We start from the raw sequence: 25,792 nt of genomic DNA, 5'->3' as shown, positions 1-25,792 counted from the left end.
GGCGGCGGGGCCGCGATCCGCGCGGGCCGTTGCTGCCGCGGACGGCGCCGGGCTGGCGCAGCCGGGCCGAGCGGTTCGATATGGCGGTTCTGGAGGTCTACGAGCCGATCGAGCGGCGCTGGCGCGACCGGGTCCGCCAGCTTGACATCGCCGTCGACGAGATTCCCCGGATCGCGGCGAAGGATCCCGACCGAGTGCAGTGGCCGCCCGAGGTGATCGCCGATGGGCCCATCGCGCTCGCCCGCCTGATCCCAGCCGGTGTCGATATCCGCGGCGACGCTACGCGGGCACGAATTGTGTTGTTCCGCAAGCCGATTGAGCGGCGGACGAAGGATACTGCTGAACTCGAAGAGCTACTGCATGAAATTCTGGTGGTCCAAGTGGCCATCTTCCTGGACGTGGACCCCTCGGTCATCGACCCGACGATTGACGACTGACGATCGACGCCTGACGGCTCACCACGCAACCGCCCGGCTCACCGCCGGGAAGCCCTAGATGATGCCGCGCTTGAGACGACGGCGTTCGCGCTCGGAGAGACCTCCCCAGATGCCGAACCGCTCGTCGTGGGCCAGTGCGTACTCCAGGCACTCGTGCCGCACCTCGCACCCCAGACAGATCTTCTTCGCCTCCCGGGTGGAACCGCCCTTCTCCGGGAAGAACGCCTCCGGGTCGGTCTGGGCGCACAGCGCCTTGTCCTGCCATTGATCAGCGGCATCCTCGGGCAGCGGTTCGGGGTCGAATGCGTCGAGCGCATCGGGAACCACGCTCAGATGAGAACGGGCGGGCACCGTAGGCGTCGGCAATGGCGTCACCGCTGATTCCGGAGCATCGTGCGGGACGCCTCCCACTACGCCCCGAAGGTACCCATAGGACATGCCTCCGCCTCCTCGCCGATGAAGAAAAATTGTTTACCGCTGTTTTGATGTACTAGTCACATCCAATAACCTTGGTCGAACAAGTGATCGAATCTCGGTCTGCGACACCGGAACCGGCAGGCCAACCAGGAAATGACACTGGTGTGATTAGACACTGACCAGCCGCCCCGGTCAAGCATTTGGCCGCATTTCCATATCATCCCGTGATCGAATTTCAGCGATTCCGTTGCCGACACGCGGTGACGTGTCGGTCACACCTTCATCACAAGACCCGTGTGCCACAGTGACTCCCGGCGACTCCCGGCGACTCCCGGCGACTCCCGGCGACTCCCGGCGACTCCCGGCGACCACCGCGCGCCGTCGCGCACCAAATCGACGGGTACTGTCCTGCGGTGTGAAGGTCACGGTTCTGGCCGGTGGAGTCGGCGGAGCGCGATTCCTGCTCGGAGTACAGCGACTGTTCGGCCTGGGCCAATTCGCCGGGCCGGACGCTGCCGGCCACGAACTGTCCGCCGTGATCAACATCGGCGACGACGCCTGGATCCACGGGGTGCGCATCTGCCCGGATCTGGACACCTGCATGTACACCCTGGGCGGCGGGGTCGACCCGGAACGCGGGTGGGGACATCGCAACGAAACCTGGCACGCCAAAGAGGAACTGGGACGCTACGGCGTGCAGCCCGACTGGTTCGGCCTGGGGGACCGCGATCTGGCCACCCACCTGGTGCGCACCCAGATGCTCAACGCCGGCTATCCGCTGTCGCAGGTCACCACCGCCCTGTGCGACCGCTGGCAACCGGGAGCGCAGCTGCTGCCGGCCAGCGACGACCGCTGCGAAACTCACGTGGTGATCACCGATCCGACCGATGACAGCCGGCGCGCGATCCATTTCCAGGAGTGGTGGGTGCGTCATCGCGCCCAGGTTCCCACCCACAGCTTCGCCTTCGTGGGAGCCGAAAAGGCCAGCGCGACAAGCGATGTTCTGGACGCGATCGCGCAGGCAGACATCGTCATGCTGGCACCGTCCAACCCGGTGGTCAGCATCGGGGCCATCCTCGCGGTTCCCGGCATCCGGGCCGCGCTGCGCTCGACAAGCGCACCGGTCGTCGGCTACTCGCCGATCATCGGCGGAAAGCCGGTGCGCGGCATGGCCGATATCTGCCTTTCGGTGGTCGGGGTGGCCACCACCGCCGAGGCCGTCGGCCGCCACTACGGTTCCCGCTCCGCTACCGGAATACTGGATTGCTGGCTGGTGCACGACGGCGCATCGGAGGATGCGATCGCCCAACTCGAGGGGTTGGCAGTGCGATCCGTACCGCTGATCATGAGCGACCCGCAGGCAACGGCCGAAATGGTACGCGCCGGACTGGAAGTCGCGGGCGTGACGATGTGACGCATCCGAGTCCTGCCGATCAACCGCCGCCGGCTGTATCGACCGCGGGCGAGCACGGCACCGCGGCAAGCATCGAAATCCGGCCTATCACCGGCCTTCCCGAATTCCGTCCAGGTGACGATCTCGCCGCGGCCATCGGCTCGGCCGCACCCTGGCTGCAAGACGGCGACGTTGTGGTGGTCACCAGCAAGGTGCTGTCCAAGTGCGAGGGGCGGCTGATACCGGCACCGATCGATCCGGACGAGCGGGACCGGCTGCGCCGCAAGCTCATCGACGACGAGTCCGTCCGCGTACTGGCCCGCAAGGAGCGGACACTGATCACCGAGAACCGGCTGGGGCTGGTGCAGGCCGCCGCCGGTGTGGACGGGTCCAACGTGGGACGCTCCGAGTTGGCGCTGCTGCCCGTCGACCCCGACGCCAGTGCCGCCGGGCTTCGCGCCGCACTTGCGCGGCGACTGGGGGTCACCGTCGCCGTCGTCGTCACCGACACGATGGGCCGGGCCTGGCGCAACGGCCAGACCGACGTCGCCATCGGCGCCGCCGGCCTGGCCGTACTGCACAACTATGCGGGTGCGGTCGACCGCCACGGAAACGATCTGGTGGTCACCGAGATCGCGGTCGCCGACGAGATCGCCGCTGCCGCCGACCTGGTGAAGGGCAAGCTGACCGCCACGCCGGTGGCCGTGCTGCGCGGCCTGGACCCGGTGGACGACGGCACGTCCGCCAGGCGACTGGTGCGCCCGGCGCCTGAGGACCTGTTCCGGCTCGGGACCGCCGAGTCGATCGACCTGGGACGCCGCCAGGCCCAACTGGTGCGCCGGTCGGTACGGCAGTTCCGCGACCAGCCGGTGCCGCCGGAGGTCCTGCAGTCCGCCGTCGCCCAGGCGCTGACCGCCCCTTCCCCGCATCACACCCGGCCGGTGCGGTTCGTCTGGCTGCAGACGCCGTCGGTTCGGACCCGGTTGCTCGATCGGATGAAGGACAAGTGGCGCGCCGACCTGGCCGGCGACGGCCGGCCCGCCGAGGCAGTCGAACGCCGGGTTGCCCGCGGCCGGATCCTCTACGACGCACCGGAAGTCGTCGTCCCGATGCTGGTGCCCGAAGGGGCGCACACCTACCCCGACGCGGACCGGAGCCACGCCGAGCACACCATGTTCACCGTCGCGGTCGGAGCCGCCGTGCAAGCCCTGCTGGTGGCGCTGGCGGTTCACGGGCTGGGCAGCTGCTGGATCGGGTCGACGATATTCGCCGCCGACCTGGTCCGCGACGAACTCGACCTGCCCGCCGACTGGCAACCGATGGGCGCCATCGCCATCGGCTATCCCGTCGAGCCGGCCGCGCCGCGCGACCCGGCCCCGGTCGACGACCTGCTGATCGGCAAATGATGGCATCCGGGGAGCCCGCGGCGAACCTGCGCGACTCGGTGATCCGATTGCTCACCGAGTGGGACCCGTCCGATCCGGCCCAGGACACCCTGCGCCATGCCGTCCTGGCCTTCGTGCTCGCCCGAGAGGACTCCTGTGAACGCGAGTGCGTTCCCGGCCACGTCACCGCGTCGGCACTGGTGCTCGACGAGAGTGGCCGGCGGGTGCTGCTCACCCTGCACCCTCGGCTGCACCGCTGGGTGCAACTGGGCGGTCACTGCGAACGCGGCATCGACACCGACATCTTCGCCGCCGCACTGCGCGAGGCCACCGAGGAGTCCGGCATCGCCGGGCTCCGGCTGGAGCCGGCGCTGGTGGCGCTGCACGTCCATCGGCTGACCTGCTCACTGGGGGTACCGACGCGGCACCTGGATCTGCAGTTCGTCGCGCACGCCCCCGCCGGTGCCCAGCCCGTGCGCAGCGACGAGTCCGTCGACCTGAGGTGGTGGCCGGCCGCAGGCCTGCCGCCGGATGCCGACCGCGCGCTGGCGCACCTGGTGGCCGCGGCCACCCGGGCTCAAACGTCCGACGAGTAGCGGATGCCGCCGTCGGGAATCGACACCCCCGGCCACACCCGCGCACCCCGCAGCAGTTCGCACCGGGCCCCGATGTCGGCGCCGTCGCCGATGACGCCGTCGCGGATCAGTGCCCGCGGACCGATGCGGGCGCCGAAGCCGACGATCGACCGCTCGATCACACTGCCCGCCTCGATCCTGACACCGTCGAAGATCACCGCCCCGTCCAGCCGCACCCCGGGTCCTATCTCCGCGCCCCGCCCGACCACCGTGCCGCCGATCAGCAGCGCTCCCGGCGCCACCGCCGCGCCGTCGTGCACGAGTTGTTCGCCGCGCTGGCCGCCCAGCGCCGGCGACACCGCGATTCCGCGCACCAGGTCGGCCGATCCGCGCACAAAATCCTCCGGCGTCCCCATGTCGCGCCAATAGCCGGCGTCGACGTACCCGCAGACTTTGACGCCGCGGTCGGCCAGCAACCCCGGAAACACTTCCCGCTCGACCGACACCTCGCGTCCGCGCGGAATACGGTCGATGATCTCGCGCGCGAAGACGTAGCAGCCGGCATTGATCTGGTCGGTCGGCGGATCGTGCGTCTTCTCCAGAAAGGCGGTGACCCGGCCGTCGCCGTCGGTGGACACGCAGCCGAACGCCCGCGGGTCGCCCACCCGCACCAGGTGCAGGGTGACGTCGGCGTCGCTGCCGGTGTGGAAGTCGAGCAGTTGCCCGAGGTCGGCTCCGGAGAGCACATCGCCGTTGAACACCATCGCGGTGTCGTGGCGCAGCTGGGCGGCGACGTTGGCGATACCGCCACCGGTGCCCAGCGGCGTCTCCTCTGTCACGTACTCGATCTGCAGCCCCAGCCCGGATCCGTCGCCGAATTCCTCTTCGAACACCTCTGCCCGGTAGGAGGTGCCCAGCACCACGTGCTCGATCCCCGCGGCGGCTATCCGGGCCAGCAGATGGGTCAGGAACGGCACTCCGGCGGTCGGCAGCATCGGCTTGGGCGCCGACAATGTCAGCGGGCGCAGCCGGGTGCCCTTCCCGCCGACCAGAACGACCGCGTCGACGTCGTGAGTTGCCATCTCAGTGCCGTCCTTCCGTCGGCTTGAGTTCCCGCCGCAACGATTTGCGCGATCGGCGCAGTTCGCCGCGGACCATCACCTGCGACCGCACCGCGAGCGATCCGCGCAACGTCCACCGCAACGGGGCACGCCACCATCCCGGATGCCGGTCGGCCAGGAAGCGGTAGGTGCTGGCGTGGTGGGTGGCGAGATGACTGGCCGGATCGCGCCCGGTGGAATGCCCCTTGTGGTGCAGCACTTCGGCGGACGGCACGTAGACGCACTGCCAGCCGGCCATGCCGAGCCGGTCGCCGAGATCGACGTCCTCCATGTACATGAAGTAGCGCTCGTCGAAACCCCCCACCTGTTCGAACGCCGACCGGCGCACCAGCAGACAGGATCCCGACAGCCAGCCGACCGCTCGCTCGCTGGGCTCCAGATGTTCCTGGCGGTAGGCCGTGGTCCAGCGGGTACCCGGCCAGACGGGCCCCAGCAGCGCATGCATGCCGCCCCGGACGAGGCTCGGCAGGAGGCGGGCCGACGGGTACACCGAACCGTCGGGCTCACGGATCAGCGGGCCCAGGACGCCGGCCCGCGGCCACCGGACGACAGCCTCGAGCAGGGCGTCGATACTGCCCGGGCCCCACTGCACGTCGGGATTGGCCACGACCATCCAGTCGGGATCCAAGGGCTCGGAGCCCGGTTCCCCGGCCTGCCGGCCGAATTCGGCCGCCGCACGATTGACCGCCGTCCCGTAACCCACGTTGGCGCCGGTGGCGAACAGTCGCACATTCGGATAGCGCATGGCGGCGGCCTGCGGCGTCCCATCGGTGGAACCGTTGTCGGCCAGCAGCACGGTGAACGGGCCGTCGGTGGCCAACGACAACGAGGCCAGGAACCGCTCCAGATGCGGGCCCGGCGAATACGTCACCGCTACCACCGGCAGAACGTCAGCCACCCGTAGAGGGTAGCGGTCGATCGGCCGGATCCGCGGCTGCCGCCAGTGCCGCGGACAGTGCGCTTCGCCACGGCCGCAACGGCGTCAGGCCCTCCGCGGCCCACGCGCGGCCCGACAACGCGGAGTAGGCCGGCCGAGCCGCGGGCCGGGGGAATTCGTCGCTGGTGCACGGGGTGACCCGCATCGGGTCGGCGCCTGACTCTTCGAAGACCGCGCGGGCCTGGAGGAATCGAGACACCGCACCCTCGTTGGCGGCGTGCAGGATTCGTCCGCACAACCCGGGGTCGGGCAATCGGGCGGCCAGTTCCAGCAGCGCGGCGGCCAGGTCGCCGGCGTAGGTGGGCGAACCGGTCTGATCGTCGACCACCTTGATCGGGCCATCCCCGGCCGCGAGGCGCTGCATGACGCCGACGAAATCGTTTCTACCGATCCCGCCGGTGTAGACCCAGGCGGTGCGCACCACCACGACATCGGGGAACGCGGTCCGCGCGGCCTCTTCCCCGGCCAGTTTGCTGCGCGCATACACGCTCTGCGGTGCGGTCGGGTCGCCCGGTTCGTACGGGCGCGGCCGATCGCCGGAGAAATCGCCGTCGAACACGTAGTCGGTCGAGACGTGGATGAGGTGTGCGCCGGCATCGGCGCAGGCGCGGGCGAGGTGCCCGGGGCCCTCGGCGTTGACGGCGTAGGCGTCGGCCTGTGCGCTCTCGGCTCCGTCGACGTCGGTGTAGGCCGCGCAGTTGACCACGACGTCGCCGCGCCGGATGACAGCCGAGGCGGCGGCCGGGTCGGTGATGTCCCACTGCGACGACGTCATGGCGACCACGTCGCCGGTCCCGCGGGTGGCCAGGGCGGCCACCAGGGTGCCCAGCTGCCCGCCCGCTCCGCTGACGACCAGCCTTCCCGGCGGCCGCCCCGACGGAATTTTCGACCCTGACATGGGTCCGAGTCTGGCACGCCGGGCCCGGCTACGGGCAAAGCAGGTGTTACACAAGTAGCCTGGAGTGATGTCTGTGCAAACTGTGACTCGTGTGAGTCGTGTGATCAGTACCGCATTGACCGTACTTGTCGTGCTGGGCACCGGCGTCGCCTGGAGCAATGTCCGGTCGTTCAGCGACGGCATCTTCCACATGTCCTCCCCGTCGCTGGGCCGCGGCGCCGACGACGGCGCGATCGACATCCTGCTGGTGGGGCTCGACAGCCGCACCGACGCCCACGGCAACCCGCTGACCCCCGAAGAACTGGCAGCGCTGCGCGCCGGCGACGAAGAAGCCACCAACACCGACACCATTATCTTGATCCGCATTCCCAAGAACGGGGAGTCCGCGACCGCCATCTCGATCCCCCGTGATTCCTACGTGCAGGCGCCGAGCCTGGGAAAGACCAAAATCAACGGCGTCTACGGCCAGACCCGCGAGATCAAGCGGACCGGCCTGGTACAGGCCGGGGCATCGGCCGCCGAAGCCGCCGCGGCGGGCACCGAGGCCGGGCGCACCGCCCTGATCAAGACGGTCTCCGACCTCACCGGGGTCACCGTCGACCACTACGCCGAGATCGGCCTGCTGGGCTTCGCGCTGATCACCGATGCCCTCGGCGGCGTGGACGTCTGCCTCAACGAGGCCGTCTACGAACCGCTCTCCGGCGCCGACTTTCCCGCGGGCCCGCAACGGCTCAACGGCCCGCAGGCGCTCAGCTTCGCACGCCAGCGCCATGACCTCCCGCGCGGCGACCTGGACCGGGTGGTCCGCCAGCAGGCGGTGATGGCCTCGCTGGCCCACCGGGTGATCTCCGGCAAGACGCTGTCCAGCCCGGCCACCCTGCAGCGGCTCGAAGAGGCCGTGCAACGGTCGGTGGTGCTGTCCGCCGGCTGGGACATCATCGACTTCGTCAAACAACTGCAGAAACTCACCGGCGGCAACGTCGCGTTCGCCACCATCCCGGTGCTCGACGGTGCCGGCTGGAGCGACGACGGCATGCAGAGCGTGGTACGGGTGGACGCCCATCACGTTGCGGACTGGGTCGACGGCCTACTGCACAAGCAGGACCAGGGCAAGACCGCCGAGCTGGCCTACACTCCCGCCAAGACCACCACCAATGTCTTCAACGACACCGATATAAACGGACTCGCGTCGGCGGTCTCCGACGTGCTGGCGGCCAAGGGCTTCAGCGCGGGCTCCGTCGGAAACAACGAAAGCGGCCACGTCGAGGGCAGCCAGGTCCGGGTGGCCAAGACCGACGACCTCGGGGCGCAGGCGGTCGCCGAGCAACTCGGCGGCCTGCCGGTGGTCGCCGACACCTCGGTGCCGGCCGGATCGGTGCGGGTGGTGCTGGCCGACGACTACACCGGACCGGGCTCGGGCCTCGAGGGTGCGGGGACGGCCCCCGCACTGGCAACCGCCATGGGTGCCGGCAGCGACTCCGACGACTCCGCTCCCCCGCCGTCACCGATCCTGACCGCGGGCTCGGACAATCCCGAGTGCATAAACTGACCTCCCGGTGCCGTCGCTGATCACGCTGTCCGGGGCGATACTGGATCCGTTGCTGCGCGAAGACCCGGCCGGCCCGCGAATCACCTACTACGACGACGCCTGCGGCGAACGCATCGAGCTGTCGGCGGCGACGCTGGCCAACTGGGCGGCCAAGACCGGGAATCTGCTGCGCGACGAACTCGGCGCCGGGCCGGGAAGCCGGGTGGGCGTCCTACTGCCGGCACACTGGCAGACGGCCGCGGTGCTGTTCGGCGTGTGGTGGATCGGCGCCGAGGCGGTGCTGGACGGGCCCGCCGATGTCGCGCTGTGCACCGGCGACCGGCTCGACCAGGCGGACGCGTCGGTCGCCGCCGGGGACCTCGACGGCGCCGTGGCGGTGCTGTCGCTCGATCCGTTCGGCAAGCCGGCACCGGACCTGCCGTTCGGAGTGCTGGACTACGCGACAGCGGTGCGGGTGCACGGCGACCAGATCCTGCCCGAAGCCCGGCCCGGACCGGCGCTGGCCGGACAATCGGTGGCGCAGTTGGTGGCCGCCTGTGCGCAATCGGCGGGCATGCAGGGACTGGCACCGGCCGATCGGGTGCTGTCCTGCCGGCCGTGGAGCCGACCGGAGCATCTGGTCGACGGGCTGCTGGCAGTGCTCTCGATCGGGGGGTCGCTGGTGCAGGTGGCCAATCCGGATTCCGAGCTGCTGCCGCGGCGCATCGAGACCGAAAAGGTGACCCGGGTTCTCTAGGTGCGTGGGGGGCAACGCTTTGGTTGGGGGGCTGGGGGGGCAGCGGAGCAGTTGAGTTCATCCCGCGCCCAGCCCCCGGCCCCCAGCGCCCTGACCGTTGACTCTGCGCCAGTGGCGCAAAAGTGCGAGTGGAGGGCGCCCTCAGCGCAGGGTGAACGCTCAGGGGGCAGGGCCGCGGTAGTGACTCTGCACCAGTGGCGCAAAAGTGCGAGTGGAGGGCGCCCTCAGCGCAGGGTCAACGGAGGACAATCAACAGAGCACCCCACCTGGCGTGGTACCGACCCGCACACCGAGGTGCCGGCGACGCGGGTGCGACACGCCAAACATATGTCGATATCGCAATAATTAAATGGTATTGTCGGGGGCCTGACGGAAAGGTGTGACGATGGCTGTGCAAGTTCTCTTGGTCAAGGCGGCATCGACGGTGGTCACCGGCCTGGCCGGCGTGACAGCGTATGAAGTGCTGCGAAAGACCCTCAAGCAGGCGCCACTGCGCCAAGCCGTGGTCGCGACGGCCGAGGTAGGTCTACGGGGTACCCGCAAAGCTGAGGAAGTGGCCGAATCGGCCCGGCTCACGATGGCCGACGTAATGGCCGAGGCCCGCGAACGCATCGGCGAGGAGGCCCCGGCGCCGACCGTCGGAGAAGTCCACGACCACGACCACTGATCGTGACCGCCACGCTGGTCAAGGCCGACCCCGCCGCTGACGCAACCGGCTCCGCGCCCGCGCTGCTCTCCGATGCCGCCGGACGCATGCGCCTGCGGGTCGATTGGGTGCGCGCCAACCCGCGACGCGCCGTCGCCGTGGAGGAAGTCATCGCCAAGTGCAACGGAGTGCGTGTCGTGCACGCCTATCCGCGCACCGGCTCGGTTGTGGTGTGGTACTCCCCCACCAGGTGCGACCGCGCGGCCCTACTGGCAGCCATCGACGACGCCGCCGCGTTGGCCCCGGAGCTGATTCCCGCCCGGGCTCCGCATTCCTCGGAGATCCGCAACACCGACGTGCTGCGCATGGTGGTCGGCGGGGTCGCACTGGCATTGCTCGGCATCCGCCGCTACGTATTCTCGCAGCCTCCGCTGCTCGGTTCGGGTGGGCGCACGGTGGCCACCGCCGTCACCATCTTCACCGGCTACCCGTACCTGCGCGGCGCCGTGGGCTCGCTGCGCTCCGGCCGGGCCGGCACCGACGCGCTGGTCTCGGCGGCCACCATCGCCAGCCTGATCCTGCGGGAGAACGTGGTCGCGCTCACCGTGCTCTGGCTGCTCAACATCGGCGAATACCTGCAGGACCTGACGCTGCGGCGCACGCGGCGCGCCATCTCCGATCTGCTGCGCGGCAGCCAGGACACCGCGTGGGTGCGCCTGACCGAAGGTCCCGACACCGGCACCGAGGTCCAGGTGCCCATCGACACCGTCCAGATCGGCGACGAGGTGGTGGTGCACGACCACGTCGCGATCCCGGTCGACGGCGAGGTGGTCGAGGGCGACGCCGTCGTCAACCAGTCCGCGATCACCGGCGAGAACCTCCCGGTCACCGTCAACATCGGAACACATGTGCACGCCGGCTCGGTCGTGGAGCGCGGACGCCTGGTGATACGCGCGCAGGCTGTGGGCAGCCAGACCACCATCGGGCGCATCATCTCCAGAGTCGAACAGGCCCAGAACGATCGGGCACCGATACAGACCGTCGGAGAGAACTTCTCCCGCCGGTTCGTGCCCGCGTCGTTCATCCTCTCCGGGCTCACGCTGCTGGTCACCGGCGATGTCCGCCGCGCCATGACGATGCTGCTGATCGCCTGCCCGTGCGCGGTGGGCCTGTCCACCCCCACCGCGATCAGCGCGGCCATCGGCAACGGCGCCCGCCGGGGCATCCTGATCAAGGGCGGTTCCCACCTCGAACAGGCCGGCCGTGTGGACGCTATCGTCTTCGACAAAACCGGCACATTGACCGTCGGACGCCCCATCGTCACCAATGTTGTTTCCCTGCATAAAGATTGGGAACCCGAACAGGTGCTGGCCTACGCCGCGACTTCGGAGATCCACTCCCGGCACCCACTGGCCGAAGCAGTGATCCGCTCGACCGAGGAACGCCACATCAGCATCCCCCCGCACGAGGAGTGCGAGGTGCTGGTCGGGCTCGGCATGCGGACCTGGGCCGACGGCCGGACCCTGCTGCTGGGCAGCCCGAGCCTGCTGCGCTCGGAAAAGGTCAGGGTGTCCAAGAAGGCACAGGAGTGGGTCGCCAAATTGCGCGCCGAGGCGGAGACACCGTTGCTGCTGGCCGTCGACGGCAAGCTGATCGGCTTGATCAGCCTGCGCGACGAGGTGCGGCCGGAGGCGGCCGAGGTGCTGAAGAAACTGCGCGCCAGTGGCGTCCGGCGAATCGTCATGCTGACCGGGGACCATCCCGACATCGCGGCCGTGGTCGCCGGGGAACTGAGCATCGACGAGTGGCGGGCCGAGGTGATGCCCGAGGACAAGCTGGAGGTTGTGCGCCAGTTGCAGGAGGACGGCTACGTCGTCGGTATGGTCGGCGACGGTGTCAACGACGCCCCCGCACTGGCGGCCGCCGACATCGGCATCGCGATGGGGTTGGCCGGCACCGACGTGGCCGTGGAGACCGCCGATGTCGCGCTGGCCAACGACAACCTGCACCGCCTGCTCGACGTACGCGACCTGGGCGCTCGCGCAGTGGAGGTCATCCAGCAGAACTACAGCATGTCCATCGCCGTCAACGCCGCCGGGCTGCTCATCGGCGCCGGCGGGGCACTCTCCCCGGTGCTGGCCGCGATCCTGCACAACGCCTCATCGGTGGCCGTGGTAGCCAACAGCTCCCGGCTCATCCGCTACCAGCTGACCTGAGCGGCTGCCGTCCGCCGGCCGCGGGCCACCGGCCACCAGCCGCCGGCCGCCCCGGAACACCCTCAGCAGCCGCACTCCTGCCCGCGCCAGGCCTTGACACCCTGCCAGGTCGCCACGCCCGCGACGGCCAATCCGATCACCGGGTCGACCCACCATCCGCCGGTCCAGGCCGCGGTAACGGCCAGACCGAGCAACACCCCGGCGGCCTGGACGGCGCACAGATAATTCTGCGTGCCCTCCCCCTCGGTGGCACCGGAATGCAGCCGCGCACCCACCCGATGGTTCGCCCATCCCAGAACCGGCATCAGAACCAGCGCCAGCGACGTCAAGCCGATGCCGATGACCGAGGTTTCGGCATGTTCTCCGGACACCAGGTGCTTGATCGACTCGGCAGCGACGTATGGCGCCACCAGCCAGAACGACACGGCAACGCCGCGCTGGGCGCGTCGCTCGGCAGTCGGGGAGAACGTGCGGTCGCCAGTGAAACGCCACAGCACCATCGCACTGGCCAGCCCTTCGGCCCCACCCCCGAGCGCCCACCCGGTCAGCGCGATCGACCCGACGGCCAGCCCCTGCCACAACCCCACGCTGCCCTCGATGAGCAGCACGAACAGGCTCACCCAGGCCAGCCGGCGCGCCCACCGGGCGTTGCGCTGCCAGGCTGCGTCGTGGGCCACCGGTGGGGCTGCGGGGGCGCCGGAGACGCTGGGGGCGCAGCAGTCGCCGTGATCCGAGGTGCTCACGCCCGAGGGAGTCGCCATGTGCATTTCCCAATGTTAACGGTCGGCGACGCGCTCCCCGGGCACCCAACGCGCAAGCACCGGGCACGGCGTGGGCGCGGCACCGGCCGCGCCGGTTAGTCTCTCTAACCGGGCGACCGGCCGGCGGATTGAGGAGGGGCACGACGCGATGCCGCACAACGATATGCCGAACGACCACGCCCCCAAGCCGCTGGACGGCTTCCGGGTCCTGGACTTCACCCAGAACGTCGCGGGACCGCTGGCCGGTCAGGTGCTGGCCGACCTGGGAGCCGAAGTCATCAAGATCGAGGCGCCCGGCGGTGAGCAGTCCCGCCGCTTGACCTCCGTGCTACCCGGACGGCCACCGCTGCCCACCTATTTCCTGCCCAACAACCGGGGCAAGAAATCGGTGACCGTGGACCTGACCGACGAGCGGGCTAAGGGCAAGATTCTGCGGCTGGCCGACACCGCCGACGTCCTCCTCGAAGGTTTCCGGCCCGGCGTGATGGAACGGATGGGTCTGGGCCCCGCCGAATTGCGGGCCCGCAATCCCCGGCTGGTCTATGCGCGGCTGAGCGCCTACGGCGGAAACGGGCCGCACGGCTCGCGCCCAGGGGTCGATCTGGTCGTGGCCGCCGAGGCCGGCATGACCACCGGGATGCCCACCCCGAGCGGCAAACCGCAGATCATCCCGTTTCAGCTGGTCGACAACGCCAGCGGCCACGTGCTGGCCCAAGCCGTGTTGGCCGCACTGCTCAACCGAGAACGGCACGGGGTGGGCGATCTCGTCGAAGTCGCCATGTACGACGTCGCCGTCGGCCTGCAGGCCAACCAGCTGACCATCCATCTCAACAAGACCGGCAACAAGCCCCGCTCGCCGGCGCCGGCGGTCAAACCGGATACCGCCGAGCCGGCCAAGAAGCGCAGGAGCGTCGGATTCGCCACCCAGCCCTCCGACGCGTTCCGGGCGTCCGACGGCTATCTGATCATCAGCGCCTACGTGCCCAAGCACTGGAAGACGCTGTGCCAGGTCCTCGACCGGCCCGATCTCCTCGATGACGAGCGGTTCGCCGACCAGCGCTCCCGGGCGATCAACTACCCGGAATTGACCGACGAGCTGGAGGCGACGCTGGCGACCCGGACCGCCGCCGAATGGGTCGAGGCGCTGCAGTCCGCCGGCCTGATGGCCTGCCTGGCCAACACCTGGAAACAGGTGATCGACACCGAACTGTTCACCGAGAACGATCTCGCGCTGCCGGTGGGCGCCGGCGACAACGCCATCACGGTGATCCGCACCCCGGCGCGCTACGCCGGCTTCGACGCCAGAGCGGCGGAACCACCCCCCGCGGCCGGACAACACAACGAAGAGTTCCTCTGAGGAGACCGGGGGCGAAGCCTGGCTTGCTCGCGAGCGTAACGCCACGGCGAAATCCGGACCGCAAATTCGCAGCACCGCTACGCTCGCGAACAACCCCTGACTTCCCGCCGAATCCATGACTTTTCTTTGAATCCTCAATGAATAGCGGCGGCTACCGCTACATCGGTGACCCCGGCATAAATAAGTAGTCATACTCTTGCGGTGGGATTCATATGCGCGCAGTCGATATATCTGCTGAAGCGCGTTTCCGCCCTGCGGGGGACGCACAGTTGACCGCGGAACCCCCTGGTGCCCGGTTTCGAGGAGTTTCATGAGCAGCAACGTCGCCACGTCCGCCGAAGCACCCGACTCCCGCAAGATTCTGCCGAACCTGCGCTATGACGTCCCGGCCTCGCTGGTCGTCTTCCTGGTGGCGCTGCCGCTGTCGCTGGGCATCGCGATCGCCTCGGGCGCACCCCTGATGGCCGGGCTGATCGCAGCGGTCGTCGGCGGGATCGTCGCCGGATCCATCGGCGGATCGCTGCTGCAGGTCAGCGGCCCCGCAGCGGGGCTCACCATGGTGGTCCAGGGCCTGATCGACCAGCTGGGCTTCCAGATGACGTGCATCATCACCGTGTGCGCCGGCATCGTCCAGATCCTGTTGGGCCTGGCCAAAGTGGCCCGCGCGGCACTCGCGGTGGCTCCGGTGGTGGTACACGCCATGCTGGCCGGCATCGGTGTCACCATCGTCCTGCAACAGGTCCACGTGCTGATGGGCGGCACGTCCCGCAGTTCGGCGTGGGAGAACATCGCAGCCCTGCCGGACGGCATCCTGCACCACGAAATGCACGAAGTGATCGTGGGCGGCATCGTGATCGCCATGCTGGTGCTGTGGTCGAAGCTGCCGGCCAAGGTTCGCTTCATCCCGGGGGCCCTGGTGGCCATCGTGGCCGCCACCGCGTTCTCGCTGGTGGTGGACCTGCACGTCGAGCGGATCAACCTCGCCGGCAGCTTCTTCGCCTCGATCGGCCTGCCGCGGCTGGCGCCGGTGTCACCGGAGGGACTGCCGTGGACCCACTACATCAGCACCATCGCGGTGGGGATCATCACGGTCGCCCTGATCGCCAGCGTCGAATCCCTGCTGTCGGCGGTCGGCGTCGACAAGCTGCACACCGGGCCACGCGCCGACTTCAACCGGGAGATGATCGGCCAGGGCAGTTCCAACGTGGCATCGGGTCTGCTGGGCGGGCTGCCGGTCACCGGCGTCATCGTGCGCAGCTCGACGAACGTGGCCGCCGGCGCCCGCACCGGCACCTCAGCGGTGCTGCACGGCATCTGGATCCTTTTGTTCGCCTCGCTGCTCACCGGCCTGGTCGAACTCATTCCCAAGGCGGCACTGGCCGGCCTGCTGATCGTCATCGGCATCCAGCTGATCCAGCTCGCACACATCAAAGTCGCGGTGCGGACCGGCAATTTCGCCATCTACGCCGCCACCATCGTCTGCGTCGTCTTCCTGAACCTCCTCGAGGGCGTGGCCATCGGCCTGGCCCTGGCGATCGGGCTGCTACTGATCCGGCTGGTCCGCGCACCCATCGAGGTCCAGCCGGTCGGCGACGGCAACAAGAAGTGGCGGGTCGACATCGACGGCACGCTCAGCTTCCTGCTGCTGCCCCGGCTGACCAACGTGCTCTCGACGCTCCCGGCGGGTTCCCACGTGACCGTCAACCTCAATCCCGACTACATCGACCATTCAATCTCCGAAGCCATCTCCGACTGGAAGATCTCCCACGAGGCAACCGGCGGGAAAGTCACGATCATCGAGATGTCCCCGGTGGAAATGTCGGGTGCGCACACGCGGCCGCCGAAGCGGCACTACACAACTCGCAAGCTCCGCGAAGCCCCCTGGCCGTCGCGCCGCGACCAGGACGGCCCCGGCAGCCCCGGCGCACCCGACAACTCCCCGATCCTCGAAGGCGTTAAGCAGTACCACCGCAAAGGTGTGGGAACGCTGCATCATCACGTTCCCGAGCTGATCGATTCCGACGACCCCGACACGCTGTTCCTGACGTGTGCGGACTCGCGGATCCTGCCGGACACCATCACCGCCAGCCGGCCCGGCGACCTGTACCTGGTGCGCAACGTCGGCAATCTCGTTCCCCTCGACCCCGCCGAACAATCGGTGGACGCCGCCCTGGACATCGCGGTCAACCAGCTCGGGGTGAGTTCGGTCGTGGTCTGCGGGCATTCGTCGTGCCGCGCGATGGCCACGTTGCTCGAGGACCCCGACTACGACCCGCAACGCCCGATCGCCCACTGGCTGGAACACGCGCGGGAAAGCCTGGCGGCATACCGCGAAAACCACCCCGCACGGCTGACCAGCACATCCAACGGCTTCGACTTCAACGAACTGGACCAGCTCGCCATCGTCAACGTGGCCGTGCAGGTGGAACGGCTGGCCCGCCACCCGATCGTAAAACCGGCACTGGATGCCGGCACGCTGCACGTCGTCGGGATCTTCTTCGACTTCGCCACCGTGCACGTGCACGAGGTGACTCGGGACGGGATCGTGAGCACCACCGAACCAGCCGACGCGCACTCCTGACTTCGGACACGGCAGCTGGGGTATCGGGTTGCCTTGGTCGCGAGCGTAACGCCACGGCGAAATCCGGAGCGCGAAATCGCAGCCCCGTTACGCTCGCGAACGACGGGAACCGGTCAGCGCAGCAGCGCCCGCGACATCACCACGCGCTGAATCTGGTTGGTGCCCTCGTAGATCTGGGTGATCTTGGCGTCGCGCATCATCCGCTCAGCCGGGAAGTCGACGGTGTAGCCGGCGCCGCCCAGCAACTGCACCGCATCGGTGGTGACCTCCATGGCCACATCGGAGGCCATGCACTTGGCTGCCGCGGAGATGAATCCCAGGTGGCCCTCTCCGCGCTCGGCCCGGGCGGCGGCGCTGTAGACCATCAGCCGGGATGCCTCCACCTTCATCGCCATGTCGGCGAGCATGAACTGCACCGCCTGAAAACTGCTGATCGACTGCCCGAACTGTTTGCGGTCCTTGGTGTAGGCGATGGCGGCGTCCAGGGCGCCCTGGGCGATACCCACCGCTTGGGCGCCGATGGTGGGACGGGTGTGGTCCAGCGTCGCAAGTGCGGTCTTGAATCCGGTACCCGGCTCGCCGATCATCCGGTCCCCCGGGACCCGGCAGTTCTCGAAATACAACTCGGTGGTGGGCGACCCCTTGATGCCCAGTTTGCGTTCCTTCGGGCCGACGGTGAACCCCTCGTCGTCCTTGTGCACCATGAACGCCGAGATGCCGTTGGCGCCCTTGTCCGGGTCGGTCACCGCCATCACGGTGTACCAGGTCGACTTGCCGCCGTTGGTGATCCAGCACTTGACCCCGTTGAGGATCCAGTCGTCGCCGTCGGCCTTGGCCCGGGTGCGCATCGACGCGGCGTCGGATCCGGCCTCGCGCTCGCTGAGCGCATACGACGCCATCGCACTGCCGTCGGCGATCGAGGGCAGCACCTGCTTCTTCAGCTCGTCGGAGCCGCGCAGGATCAGGCCCATGGTGCCCAGTTTGTTGACCGCCGGGATCAGCGACGCCGAGGTGTCGACCCGGGCGACTTCCTCGATGACGATGCACGCCGCCACCGAATCCGCGCCCTGCCCGCCGAACTCCTCGGGCACGTGCACGGCGTTGAATCCCGAGGCGATCAGCGCCTGCAGCGCCTCCTCGGGGAACCGGGCGTTCTCGTCCACATCGGCGGCGTGCGGGGCGATCTCCTTTTCGGCCAGCGCCCGGATCGCTGCCCGCAGCTCCCGATGCTCCTCGGGTAGTTGGAACAAATCGAACGTCGGGTTCCCCGCCCATCCAGCCATTTCCGGACCTCCTCGCTACTCTCGGATCAACTTACTCGCCCGGCTCTGCAGAGCCGCGTCCTTGTCGCGCACCGTTTCCGCCAGCCCGGCCTGGAAGGCGGCCATCTTCCCTCGAAGTCGCTCATCCGAGGAACCGAGGATGCGCACGGCCAGCAGGCCGGCGTTGCGGGCCCCGCCGATCGACACCGTCGCTACCGGCACACCCGCGGGCATCTGCACGATCGACAGCAGCGAATCCAGGCCGTCGAGGCGCCCCAGCGGCACCGGGACACCGATCACCGGCAGCACGGTTGCTGAGGCCACCATCCCCGGCAGATGCGCGGCGCCCCCCGCCCCGGCGATGATCACCTCCAGGCCGCGCCCGGCCGCGTCGCGGGCATAGTCGAACATCATCGCCGGCGTGCGGTGCGCCGAGACCACGCGAACCTCGAACGGGACGTCGAACTCGGCCAGCGCCGAGGCGGCGTCCGCCATCACCGCCCAGTCGCTGTCGCTGCCCATGATCACCCCGACCCGGGGGGTGTCATTCCGGGACTGCTGGGTCATCGACGCCACTCCTTTCGCTCTCCGATCCCTTCCCGACGACGACGGTATCGCCGCAGTGCGGGTCCCACCCGTCGGCCCATTGCGCGTGCGACAGCCAGTGTGCCGCCAGCTCCGCGCGCGCCCGCAGGGCGGCCACGCTTTCGGGACCGTCCGCGCGAGTTCCCAGCAGGTTGACGTGCCCCACCTTGCGGCCCGGGCGTTCTGTTTTGCCGTACAGGTGGACCCTGGCGTCGGGCATGCGGGCGTAGAGGTGATGCATCCGCTCATCCATCGACATCTCCGGCGCCAGCGGTGGCTGCGCTCCCAGCACGTTGGCCATCACCGTCACGGGCACGAGTGCGCCGGTGTCGCCCAGCGGATAGTCGAGCACGGCGCGCAGGTGCTGTTCGAACTGGCTGGTGCGTGACCCGTCCATGGTCCAGTGCCCGGAGTTGTGCGGCCGCATGGCCAGCTCGTTGACCAGTAACGTCCCGGCGGGACTCGCCCCTGCGGAATCGGTCTCAAAGGTCTCGAACAGCTCGACGGCGAGCACCCCCACCACGCCCAGTTCACCGGCCAGCCGCAGTGCCAGCCGCTGGGCAGCCGAGGCCGACTCCTGCGACAGGTCCGGGGCGGGTGCGATGACCTGCACGCAGATCCCTTCCCGCTGCACGGTTTCGGCGACCGGCCATGCCGCGCCCTGACCGAACGGCGACCGCGCAACCAGCGCAGACAATTCCCGGCGCAACCCGACGCGCTCCTCGACCAGCACCGGGACTCCCGCAGCGAGGTATCGGGCGGCAATCTCGCGGGCCTGCCCGACGTCACGCGCCATCGTCACACCGCGCCCGTCGTAACCGCCGCGGGCCGCCTTGACCACCAGCGGCGCCCGAGGTCCGAGCCCGGTGCGCGCCGCCCACACATCCAGCCCGCCGAGGTCATCGGCGCCTTCGATACCGATGTAGCGCGGCACCGGTGCACCGAGAGCCGCCAGTCGCCGCCGCATCACCAGCTTGTCCTGAGCGTGCACCAACGCCTGCGGCGGCGGCGCCACCCTCACCCCCTCGGCAACCAGCACGTCCAGCAGCTCGGGGGGCACGTGTTCGTGGTCGAAGGTCAGCACGGTGGCACCTGCGGCCACCCGGCGCAGATCCTCCAGATCGTCGTGGGAGCCCAGAACCACGTCCGGAGTCACCTGCGCCGCCGGTTCGTCGATGGCGCCGGCCAGCACACGCAGGCTCTGACCCAGCGCAATGGCGGCCTGATGCGTCATCCGGGCGAGCTGACCACCGCCGACCATGGCCACCCGCGGGGTAAGGGGGCTGGACACGGTCTTCATGGTGTCACGGCAGCTGACCGGGGCATTTCCCGGCCTTCAGCGGCCGGGGCGCCGACGTGTCAGATATCATTTTGCGCCGGTTCGGAGACCTTCCGTAAGCTTGAACGCTGTGTCCTTCGCCGATGCCACGATTGCGCGCCTTCCCCGGGCGATTCAGCCCTTCGCGCTGCGCCATCATGAGCTGATCAAATTCGCCATCGTCGGCGGCACCACATTCATCATCGACTCGGCGATTTTCTACACGCTCAAGCTCACCGTGCTGGAATCCAAGCCGGTCACCGCCAAGGTGATCGCCGGGATCGTCGCGGTCATCGCCTCCTACATCTTCAACCGCGAATGGAGCTTCCGCGACCGCGGCGGCCGCGAGCGCCACCACGAGGCCCTGCTGTTCTTCGCGTTCAGCGGCGTCGGCGTGCTATTGAGCATGGCACCACTGTGGTTCTCCAGCTATGTGCTGGAACTGCGGGTGCCCAATGTGTCGCTGATGACCGAAAACCTCGCCGACTTCCTGTCGGCCTACATCATCGGCAACCTGCTGCAGATGGCGTTCCGCTTCTGGGCCTTCCGGCGCTGGGTGTTCCCCGACGAGTTCGCCCGCAACCCCGACAAGGTGCTGGAATCGGCGCTCACCGCCGGCGGCATCGCCGAGATCCTCGAGGACGAAGCCGACGTCGGCAACGTCACGGTATTGGGGTCCTGGCGCAGCCGAGCCACCCGCCTCGTGCTGTCCGGTCCGGATCAGCTGGGCGACTCCTCGGAACCCAGCGTGTCGAAGACTTCGTGATACAGCAGCGCATGCACCTCGCGTAACCGAGGGATGTCGTCGAATTCCAGTGGATCCTGGGATGCCGACTCGATGATCAACGTTCCGGTGCGGAACACCCGTTCGGAAATCCTGTCCCGGAACTCCACACTGTTGATTCGGGCCACCGGGATGTCGAGCCCGGTGCGGGTGAAGATCCCGTGCCGGTACATGACCCGACGGTTGGTCACCACGAAATGTGTGGTCAGCCAGCTCAGGACCGGCCACACCGTCAGCCAGCCGACGACCACCAGCCACAGCCCCCAGACGACGCCGTGGACAATCCTGCCGGCCTGCGGCGACCACCCGGCGGACTCGACGAAGCCGGATCCCAGCCCGGCCAGCGCGGTCACCAGAACCAGCGCCAGGACAGGCAGGATCAGCCGGCGCCAGTGCGGGTGACGGTGCAGCACCACCTGCTCGCCGGCGGCCAGGGCATTGTCGGGATAACCCATGTCCTCGACCTCGAATCTTGGAATACCCGGGAAACCCTCGGAGCACCCCGGGTGGATTCACGTTAACGCAGATGTACGACGTCCCCTGCGGACACCGCGACGACCCCGCCAGACGGCTCGGAGTCGTTGTCCCCCATGTGCAGGCACAGCCGGCCCTGGCCGTCGACGTCGCGGGCGGTCCCGACCAGCTGCCGCCCACCGGGGAGTTCGGCCCGCACCCGCGCGCCCAGGGTCAGGCTGCGGGCACGATAGTCGCCGGCCAGCCGGGCATCGGCGCCACCGGCGGCGCGCCAGGCGCGGACCCGCTCGCCGAGCTCGCCGAGCAATCCGCGGACCAGTTGGTCCCGGTCGGGTTGGGCGACACCCAGATCCCGCAGTGACGTGGCGCCGGGGGCGTCGACCTCCCCCGGTGCCGTTGTGACGTTGAGCCCGATGCCGATCACCGCGAACGGATGCGCGACCTCGGCCAGGATGCCGGCCAGCTTGCCCATCGAGCCCGCGGGGCCGGCCAGCACGTCGTTGGGCCATTTCAGGCCCGCTTCGACGGAGGTTGTCCCGGCGACCGCGTCGACCACCGCCAGCCCGGCGGCCAGCGACAGCCAGCCCCATCCGGCGGGCGGGACGGCGTCCACCCGCACCCCGGTCGACAGGGTGAGCTGCGAGCGCGGCGTGGCCGACCAGGTGCGGCCGCGGCGCCCGCGTCCGGCGCTCTGATACTCGGCGATCAGCACCGCCCCGTCGATATCCTCCCCGGCAGCCGCTCGGGCCAGCAGGTCGGCGTTGGTGGAGCCGGTCTGCGGCACGACGTCGAGCCGACGCCAGTACGCCGAGCCGCTGAGTACCTCGGCACGCAGATCCGCCTCGTCGAGCGGCGGCGGGTCTGGGGGGGCACCCATCGCCGGAGACTATCTAAGGGCTGGTTAAGAGCTGCGCAGGGGGTTGCCGATACCATCGACTCTCATGACCAGCGTTACCGACCACACCGCCGAGCCGGCGAGCGAGCACGTCATCGACATCCATACCACCGCCGGCAAACTGGCCGAGTTGCACAAGCGCAGGGAAGAGTCGCTGCACCCGGTGGGTGAGGCTGCCGTGGACAAGGTCCACGCCAAGGGCAAGCTGACGGCCCGCGAACGCATCTGCGCGCTGCTGGACGAGGATTCGTTCGTCGAACTGGACGCGCTGGCCAAGCACCGCAGCAAGAATTTCGGGCTGGAAGCCAACCGCCCGGTGGGCGACGGCGTGGTCACCGGCTACGGCACCATCGACGGCCGGGACGTGTGCATCTTCAGCCAGGACGCCACCGTGTTCGGCGGCAGCCTGGGCGAGGTGTACGGCGAGAAGATCGTCAAGGTCCAGGAGCTGGCGATCAAGACGGGCCGCCCGCTGATCGGCATCAACGACGGCGCCGGGGCGCGCATCCAGGAGGGTGTGGTCTCCCTGGGCCTCTACAGCCGGATCTTCCGCAACAACATCCTGGCCTCCGGTGTCATCCCGCAGATCTCGCTGATCATGGGCGCCGCGGCCGGCGGGCACGTGTACTCCCCCGCGCTGACCGACTTCGTGGTCATGGTCGACCAGACCAGCCAGATGTTCATCACCGGTCCCGACGTGATCAAGACCGTCACCGGCGAGGACGTCACGATGGAGGAACTCGGCGGCGCGCACACCCACATGGCCAAGTCCGGCACACTGCACTACGTGGCATCCGGTGAGCAGGACGCCTTCGACTGGGTCCGGGACCTGCTGAGCTACCTGCCGCCCAACAACGCCACCGACGCGCCGCACGAACCCGCCCCGCTGCCGGACGGACCCATCGAGGAGAACCTCACCGCCGAGGATCTCGAACTGGACACGCTGATCCCGGATTCCCCGAATCAGCCCTACGACATGCACGAGGTGATCACCCGCATCCTCGACGACGACGAGTTCCTCGAAGTCCAGGCCGGGTACGCCCAGAACATCATCGTCGGATTCGGCCGCATCGACGGCCGGCCGGTGGGAATCGTGGCCAATCAGCCGACCCAGGTCGCCGGCTGTCTGGATATCGACGCCTCGGAGAAGGCGGCCCGGTTCGTGCGTACCTGCGACTGCTTCAACATCCCGATCGTGATGCTGGTGGACGTTCCGGGCTTCCTGCCGGGCACCGGCCAGGAATACAACGGCATCATCCGCCGCGGCGCCAAGCTGCTCTACGCCTACGGCGAGGCCACCGTCCCGAAGATCACCGTGATCACCCGGAAGGCCTATGGCGGCGCCTACTGCGTGATGGGTTCCAAGGACATGGGTTGCGACGTCAACCTGGCCTGGCCGACCGCGCAGATCGCCGTGATGGGCGCCTCCGGCGCGGTCGGTTTCGTCTATCGCGGGCAACTCGCCGAGGCCGCCAGGAACGGCGACGACGTCGACGCACTGCGGCTGCAATTGCAGCAGGAGTACGAGGACACCCTGGTCAATCCCTACATCGCTGCCGAGCGCGGTTACGTCGATGCGGTGATCCCGCCGTCGAACACCCGCGGCTACATCGGCACGGCGCTGCGCCTGCTGGAACGCAAGATCGCCCAGCTGCCGCCCAAGAAGCACGGGAACATGCCGCTGTGAGCGACCAGCCGGAAAACCCGGATACCGCCGCCGAGGCCTCGCAGATCCCCGGGGCCGCCGAGACCGCCGACACCTCGGCACCCGGCCGGCACGCGCCGCACATCGAGGTCCTCAAGGGCAACCCCACCGACCAGGAGCTGGCCGCGCTGATCGCGGTGCTGGGCAGCCTCGCCGACGCCGCCCCGCCACCCGCAGCCGCTCCCGCGCGCTGGGGCCTGCCGGTGGACAAACTGCGGTATCCGGTGTTCAGCTGGCAGCGCATCACCCTGCAGGAAATGACGCACATGCGCCGATGACCCGGCTGGTGCTGGGGTCGGCGTCTTCCGGCCGGCTCAAGGTCCTTCGGCAGGCGGGGGTGGACCCGCTGGTGCTGGCCTCCGACGTCGACGAGGACGCAGTCATCGTCGGCCTCGGGCCGGCCGCGCCGCCCGCCGAGGTGGTGCGGGCGCTGGCCCGGGCCAAGGCGGAATGCGTGGTAGACGCATTGGCTGCCGAGCGACCCGAGGTCACCGCGGATTGTGTTGTCATCGGCTGTGATTCGATGCTGTTGCTGGACGGACGACTCTGCGGTAAGCCCGCGTCGATCGACGAGGCCCGCCGGCAGTGGCGGTCGATGGCCGGCCGCGCCGGCCAACTACACACCGGCCACTGTCTGATCCGGCTGCGCGACCATACGACCGTACACGTTGTTGCCGAAACATCTATCACTACAGTACATTTCGGAATTCCTTCGGATACCGATCTGGAAGCGTACCTGGCCACCGGTGAATCACTGTCGGTAGCGGGAGGATTCACATTGGACGGCCTGGGCGGCTGGTTCGTCGACGGCGTCGACGGCGACCCGTCCACCGTGATCGGCCTGAGCCTGCCGCTGCTGCGGGTACTACTGGGCCGGTGCGGCCTGTCGGTAACGCGGCTGTGGGAGGGCAACCGGCCGACCCCACGCTCTTGCTCGCGAGCGTAACGCCAGGGCGAAATCCGGGGCGCGAAATCGCAGCCACGTTACGCTCGCGAACGACAACTCGGGGAACGTGAACGGCGGCGACGCGTGGCTGAAGAGCCTGTAGCTCCACCCCAGGCATTTCGCTCCAGATTACCCCCGAGCCCCCCACACCACCCCTGCCTGGTGCGTAGGCTCGCTGACGTGCCACTACCCCCGGATCCCAGCCTCGCAAGGTCCGGCTACGCCCACCCGGAGCGGCTGGTCACCACCGGCTGGCTGTCGGCTCATATCGGCGCCGCCGGCCTGGCGATCGTCGAATCCGGTGAAGACGGGCTGCTCTACGACATCGGCCATATTCCGGGCGCGGTCAAGATCGACTGGAACGCCGACCTCAACGACCCGCGGGTGCGCGACTTCGTCGACGGCGAGCGGTTCGCCAACCTGATGGACGCCAAGGGCATCGCCCGCGACGACACCGTGGTGATCTACGGCGACCGGGGCAACCGGTGGGCCGCCTACGCGTTGTGGGTGTGCACGCTGTTCGGCCACCCCGACGTCCGGCTGCTCGACGGCGGCCGCGACCTGTGGCTCGCCGAGCAACGCGACACCACACTCGACGTTTCGGCCAAGACCTCGACCGGCTATCCGGTGGTGCGCCGCGACGACGCCGCCATTCGCGCGTTCGCCGACGACATGCTCGAATCGCTGGGCAGCTGGCCGCTGCTCGACGTGCGGCCGGCCGAGGACTACACCGGAGAGCGCACCCGCCCGTCCGGCCATCGGGGGGACGGGGTGTTGCGCGCCGGGCACATCCCGACGGCGCGTTCGATTCCCT

General features: G+C 68.9%; 25 protein-coding genes. 15 read left to right on the top strand and 10 right to left on the bottom strand.

The genetic code is table 11. The features are described 5' to 3' along the window. Window positions 1–29: 29 nt before the first annotated feature. On the top strand, window positions 30–437 hold the full coding sequence (locus ACK5M9_RS10530; protein WP_416893120.1) for a metallopeptidase family protein: 408 nt from the start codon (window positions 30–32) through the stop codon (window positions 435–437). Between the two features lie 54 nt (window positions 438–491). On the opposite strand, the gene ACK5M9_RS10525 is transcribed toward ACK5M9_RS10530, so the two are convergent. Beyond that, on the bottom strand, window positions 492–875 hold the full coding sequence (locus tag ACK5M9_RS10525) for a WhiB family transcriptional regulator (RefSeq protein WP_416893116.1): 384 nt from the start codon (window positions 873–875) through the stop codon (window positions 492–494). Between the two features lie 394 nt (window positions 876–1,269). Between ACK5M9_RS10525 and cofD the strand changes: the two genes are divergently transcribed. The 3 genes from cofD to ACK5M9_RS10510 are packed head-to-tail and all read left to right on the top strand — an operon-like array spanning window position 1,270 to window position 4,228. After that, complete coding sequence (cofD, locus tag ACK5M9_RS10520) at window positions 1,270–2,268, top strand: 2-phospho-L-lactate transferase (protein ID WP_416893115.1); 999 nt, start codon at window positions 1,270–1,272, stop codon at window positions 2,266–2,268. Next, the gene (locus ACK5M9_RS10515) at window positions 2,265–3,653 is read left to right on the top strand and encodes a coenzyme F420-0:L-glutamate ligase (RefSeq protein ID WP_416893114.1); all 1,389 of its coding nucleotides are present in this window, start codon (window positions 2,265–2,267) and stop codon (window positions 3,651–3,653) included. Before cofD ends, ACK5M9_RS10515 begins: the two co-directional genes overlap by 4 nt. Then, window positions 3,650–4,228: an NUDIX hydrolase gene (locus ACK5M9_RS10510; protein ID WP_416893113.1), complete on the top strand. Its 579-nt coding sequence runs from the start codon at window positions 3,650–3,652 to the stop codon at window positions 4,226–4,228. Before ACK5M9_RS10515 ends, ACK5M9_RS10510 begins: the two co-directional genes overlap by 4 nt. On the opposite strand, the gene ACK5M9_RS10505 is transcribed toward ACK5M9_RS10510, so the two are convergent. From ACK5M9_RS10505 to rfbD, 3 genes are read right to left on the bottom strand one after another with little or no spacing between them, the layout of a single operon-like run. Further along, window positions 4,210–5,289: a sugar phosphate nucleotidyltransferase gene (locus tag ACK5M9_RS10505; RefSeq protein ID WP_416893112.1), complete on the bottom strand. Its 1,080-nt coding sequence runs from the start codon at window positions 5,287–5,289 to the stop codon at window positions 4,210–4,212. The genes ACK5M9_RS10510 and ACK5M9_RS10505 overlap by 19 nt on opposite strands. Window position 5,290: 1 nt before the next feature. Then, the gene (locus ACK5M9_RS10500) at window positions 5,291–6,208 is read right to left on the bottom strand and encodes a glycosyltransferase family 2 protein (protein WP_416893119.1); all 918 of its coding nucleotides are present in this window, start codon (window positions 6,206–6,208) and stop codon (window positions 5,291–5,293) included. Window positions 6,209–6,218: 10 nt separating this feature from the next. Continuing rightward, a complete protein-coding gene (rfbD, locus tag ACK5M9_RS10495; RefSeq protein WP_416893111.1) occupies window positions 6,219–7,163 on the bottom strand; it encodes a dTDP-4-dehydrorhamnose reductase in 945 nt (314 codons plus the stop codon). A gap of 67 nt (window positions 7,164–7,230) precedes the next feature. On the opposite strand from rfbD, the gene ACK5M9_RS10490 reads away from it, so the two are divergent. The 4 genes from ACK5M9_RS10490 (at window position 7,231) to ctpC (ending at window position 12,310) form a co-directional block, all read left to right on the top strand. Further along, window positions 7,231–8,712 carry an LCP family protein gene (locus tag ACK5M9_RS10490; RefSeq protein WP_416893110.1) on the top strand — a complete coding sequence of 494 codons (1,482 nt, stop codon included), beginning with the start codon at window positions 7,231–7,233 and terminating at the stop codon, window positions 8,710–8,712. Window positions 8,713–8,719: 7 nt separating this feature from the next. Then, window positions 8,720–9,448, top strand: a complete 729-nt coding sequence (locus ACK5M9_RS10485) for a TIGR03089 family protein (RefSeq protein ID WP_416893109.1) — start codon at window positions 8,720–8,722, stop codon at window positions 9,446–9,448. A gap of 385 nt (window positions 9,449–9,833) precedes the next feature. After that, a complete protein-coding gene (locus ACK5M9_RS10480; protein ID WP_416893108.1) occupies window positions 9,834–10,115 on the top strand; it encodes a DUF1490 family protein in 282 nt (93 codons plus the stop codon). 86 nt (window positions 10,116–10,201) lie between these two features. Further along, entirely contained in the window at window positions 10,202–12,310 is a 2,109-nt protein-coding gene (gene ctpC / locus ACK5M9_RS10475; protein WP_416893118.1) for a manganese-exporting P-type ATPase CtpC, read from the top strand. A 62-nt stretch (window positions 12,311–12,372) separates the two neighbouring features. On the opposite strand, the gene ACK5M9_RS10470 is transcribed toward ctpC, so the two are convergent. After that, on the bottom strand, window positions 12,373–13,071 hold the full coding sequence (locus ACK5M9_RS10470; protein ID WP_416893107.1) for a cation transporter: 699 nt from the start codon (window positions 13,069–13,071) through the stop codon (window positions 12,373–12,375). 163 nt (window positions 13,072–13,234) lie between these two features. On the opposite strand from ACK5M9_RS10470, the gene ACK5M9_RS10465 reads away from it, so the two are divergent. After that, the gene (locus ACK5M9_RS10465; protein ID WP_416893117.1) at window positions 13,235–14,428 is read left to right on the top strand and encodes a CoA transferase; all 1,194 of its coding nucleotides are present in this window, start codon (window positions 13,235–13,237) and stop codon (window positions 14,426–14,428) included. Between the two features lie 310 nt (window positions 14,429–14,738). Next, window positions 14,739–17,009: a SulP family inorganic anion transporter gene (locus ACK5M9_RS10460; protein ID WP_416893106.1), complete on the top strand. Its 2,271-nt coding sequence runs from the start codon at window positions 14,739–14,741 to the stop codon at window positions 17,007–17,009. A 113-nt stretch (window positions 17,010–17,122) separates the two neighbouring features. Here ACK5M9_RS10460 and ACK5M9_RS10455 read toward each other — a convergent pair whose 3' ends face one another. From ACK5M9_RS10455 to ACK5M9_RS10445, 3 genes are read right to left on the bottom strand one after another with little or no spacing between them, the layout of a single operon-like run. Further along, window positions 17,123–18,292, bottom strand: a complete 1,170-nt coding sequence (locus ACK5M9_RS10455; protein WP_416893105.1) for an acyl-CoA dehydrogenase — start codon at window positions 18,290–18,292, stop codon at window positions 17,123–17,125. Between the two features lie 15 nt (window positions 18,293–18,307). Continuing rightward, window positions 18,308–18,838: a 5-(carboxyamino)imidazole ribonucleotide mutase gene (purE, locus tag ACK5M9_RS10450; RefSeq protein ID WP_416893104.1), complete on the bottom strand. Its 531-nt coding sequence runs from the start codon at window positions 18,836–18,838 to the stop codon at window positions 18,308–18,310. After that, the gene (locus tag ACK5M9_RS10445) at window positions 18,816–20,156 is read right to left on the bottom strand and encodes a 5-(carboxyamino)imidazole ribonucleotide synthase (RefSeq protein WP_416893103.1); all 1,341 of its coding nucleotides are present in this window, start codon (window positions 20,154–20,156) and stop codon (window positions 18,816–18,818) included. Before ACK5M9_RS10445 ends, purE begins: the two co-directional genes overlap by 23 nt. A 109-nt stretch (window positions 20,157–20,265) precedes the next feature. Between ACK5M9_RS10445 and ACK5M9_RS10440 the strand changes: the two genes are divergently transcribed. Next, the gene (locus ACK5M9_RS10440; RefSeq protein WP_416893102.1) at window positions 20,266–20,940 is read left to right on the top strand and encodes a GtrA family protein; all 675 of its coding nucleotides are present in this window, start codon (window positions 20,266–20,268) and stop codon (window positions 20,938–20,940) included. Here ACK5M9_RS10440 and ACK5M9_RS10435 read toward each other — a convergent pair. Next, window positions 20,895–21,413: a PH domain-containing protein gene (locus ACK5M9_RS10435; protein ID WP_416893101.1), complete on the bottom strand. Its 519-nt coding sequence runs from the start codon at window positions 21,411–21,413 to the stop codon at window positions 20,895–20,897. The two genes, ACK5M9_RS10440 and ACK5M9_RS10435, sit on opposite strands and share 46 nt — an antisense overlap. A gap of 62 nt (window positions 21,414–21,475) precedes the next feature. Beyond that, window positions 21,476–22,309: a biotin--[acetyl-CoA-carboxylase] ligase gene (locus tag ACK5M9_RS10430; RefSeq protein ID WP_416893100.1), complete on the bottom strand. Its 834-nt coding sequence runs from the start codon at window positions 22,307–22,309 to the stop codon at window positions 21,476–21,478. A gap of 64 nt (window positions 22,310–22,373) precedes the next feature. On the opposite strand from ACK5M9_RS10430, the gene ACK5M9_RS10425 reads away from it, so the two are divergent. From ACK5M9_RS10425 to ACK5M9_RS10410, 4 genes are all read left to right on the top strand, one after another. Continuing rightward, entirely contained in the window at window positions 22,374–24,014 is a 1,641-nt protein-coding gene (locus ACK5M9_RS10425; protein ID WP_416893099.1) for an acyl-CoA carboxylase subunit beta, read from the top strand. Further along, on the top strand, window positions 24,011–24,310 hold the full coding sequence (locus ACK5M9_RS10420) for an acyl-CoA carboxylase subunit epsilon (RefSeq protein WP_416893098.1): 300 nt from the start codon (window positions 24,011–24,013) through the stop codon (window positions 24,308–24,310). Before ACK5M9_RS10425 ends, ACK5M9_RS10420 begins: the two co-directional genes overlap by 4 nt. Continuing rightward, window positions 24,307–24,978, top strand: coding sequence for a Maf family protein (locus tag ACK5M9_RS10415; protein WP_416893097.1), 672 nt, complete (start codon window positions 24,307–24,309; stop codon window positions 24,976–24,978). Before ACK5M9_RS10420 ends, ACK5M9_RS10415 begins: the two co-directional genes overlap by 4 nt. A gap of 180 nt (window positions 24,979–25,158) precedes the next feature. Beyond that, window positions 25,159–25,792 (top strand): sulfurtransferase (locus ACK5M9_RS10410; protein ID WP_416893096.1); only part of this gene is annotated, 634 nt, incomplete at its 3' end.

This window comes from Mycobacterium sp., from assembly GCF_047975165.1.
In the GTDB taxonomy this organism is placed as follows: Bacteria; Actinomycetota; Actinomycetes; order Mycobacteriales; family Mycobacteriaceae; genus Mycobacterium.
The sequence above is the reverse complement of the archived record's forward strand: the minus strand, read 5'-3'. Positions and strand labels throughout refer to the sequence as shown.

What these genes read in the sequence shown, in the direction of transcription:
- ACK5M9_RS10525 (WP_416893116.1), bottom strand. Translation starts at nt 875, where the DNA reads ATGTCCTATGGGTACCTTCGGGGCGTAGTGGGAGGCGTCCCGCACGAT.
- ACK5M9_RS10510 (WP_416893113.1), top strand. Translation starts at nt 3,650, where the DNA reads ATGATGGCATCCGGGGAGCCCGCGGCGAACCTGCGCGACTCGGTGATC.
- ACK5M9_RS10505 (WP_416893112.1), bottom strand. Translation starts at nt 5,289, where the DNA reads ATGGCAACTCACGACGTCGACGCGGTCGTTCTGGTCGGCGGGAAGGGC.
- rfbD (WP_416893111.1), bottom strand. Translation starts at nt 7,163, where the DNA reads ATGTCAGGGTCGAAAATTCCGTCGGGGCGGCCGCCGGGAAGGCTGGTC.
- ACK5M9_RS10490 (WP_416893110.1), top strand. Translation starts at nt 7,231, where the DNA reads ATGTCTGTGCAAACTGTGACTCGTGTGAGTCGTGTGATCAGTACCGCA.
- ACK5M9_RS10480 (WP_416893108.1), top strand. Translation starts at nt 9,834, where the DNA reads ATGGCTGTGCAAGTTCTCTTGGTCAAGGCGGCATCGACGGTGGTCACC.
- ctpC (WP_416893118.1), top strand. Translation starts at nt 10,202, where the DNA reads ATGCGCCTGCGGGTCGATTGGGTGCGCGCCAACCCGCGACGCGCCGTC.
- ACK5M9_RS10470 (WP_416893107.1), bottom strand. Translation starts at nt 13,071, where the DNA reads ATGGCGACTCCCTCGGGCGTGAGCACCTCGGATCACGGCGACTGCTGC.
- ACK5M9_RS10465 (WP_416893117.1), top strand. Translation starts at nt 13,235, where the DNA reads ATGCCGAACGACCACGCCCCCAAGCCGCTGGACGGCTTCCGGGTCCTG.
- ACK5M9_RS10460 (WP_416893106.1), top strand. Translation starts at nt 14,739, where the DNA reads ATGAGCAGCAACGTCGCCACGTCCGCCGAAGCACCCGACTCCCGCAAG.
- ACK5M9_RS10455 (WP_416893105.1), bottom strand. Translation starts at nt 18,292, where the DNA reads ATGGCTGGATGGGCGGGGAACCCGACGTTCGATTTGTTCCAACTACCC.
- purE (WP_416893104.1), bottom strand. Translation starts at nt 18,838, where the DNA reads ATGACCCAGCAGTCCCGGAATGACACCCCCCGGGTCGGGGTGATCATG.
- ACK5M9_RS10445 (WP_416893103.1), bottom strand. Translation starts at nt 20,156, where the DNA reads ATGAAGACCGTGTCCAGCCCCCTTACCCCGCGGGTGGCCATGGTCGGC.
- ACK5M9_RS10435 (WP_416893101.1), bottom strand. Translation starts at nt 21,413, where the DNA reads ATGGGTTATCCCGACAATGCCCTGGCCGCCGGCGAGCAGGTGGTGCTG.
- ACK5M9_RS10430 (WP_416893100.1), bottom strand. Translation starts at nt 22,309, where the DNA reads ATGGGTGCCCCCCCAGACCCGCCGCCGCTCGACGAGGCGGATCTGCGT.
- ACK5M9_RS10425 (WP_416893099.1), top strand. Translation starts at nt 22,374, where the DNA reads ATGACCAGCGTTACCGACCACACCGCCGAGCCGGCGAGCGAGCACGTC.
- ACK5M9_RS10415 (WP_416893097.1), top strand. Translation starts at nt 24,307, where the DNA reads ATGACCCGGCTGGTGCTGGGGTCGGCGTCTTCCGGCCGGCTCAAGGTC.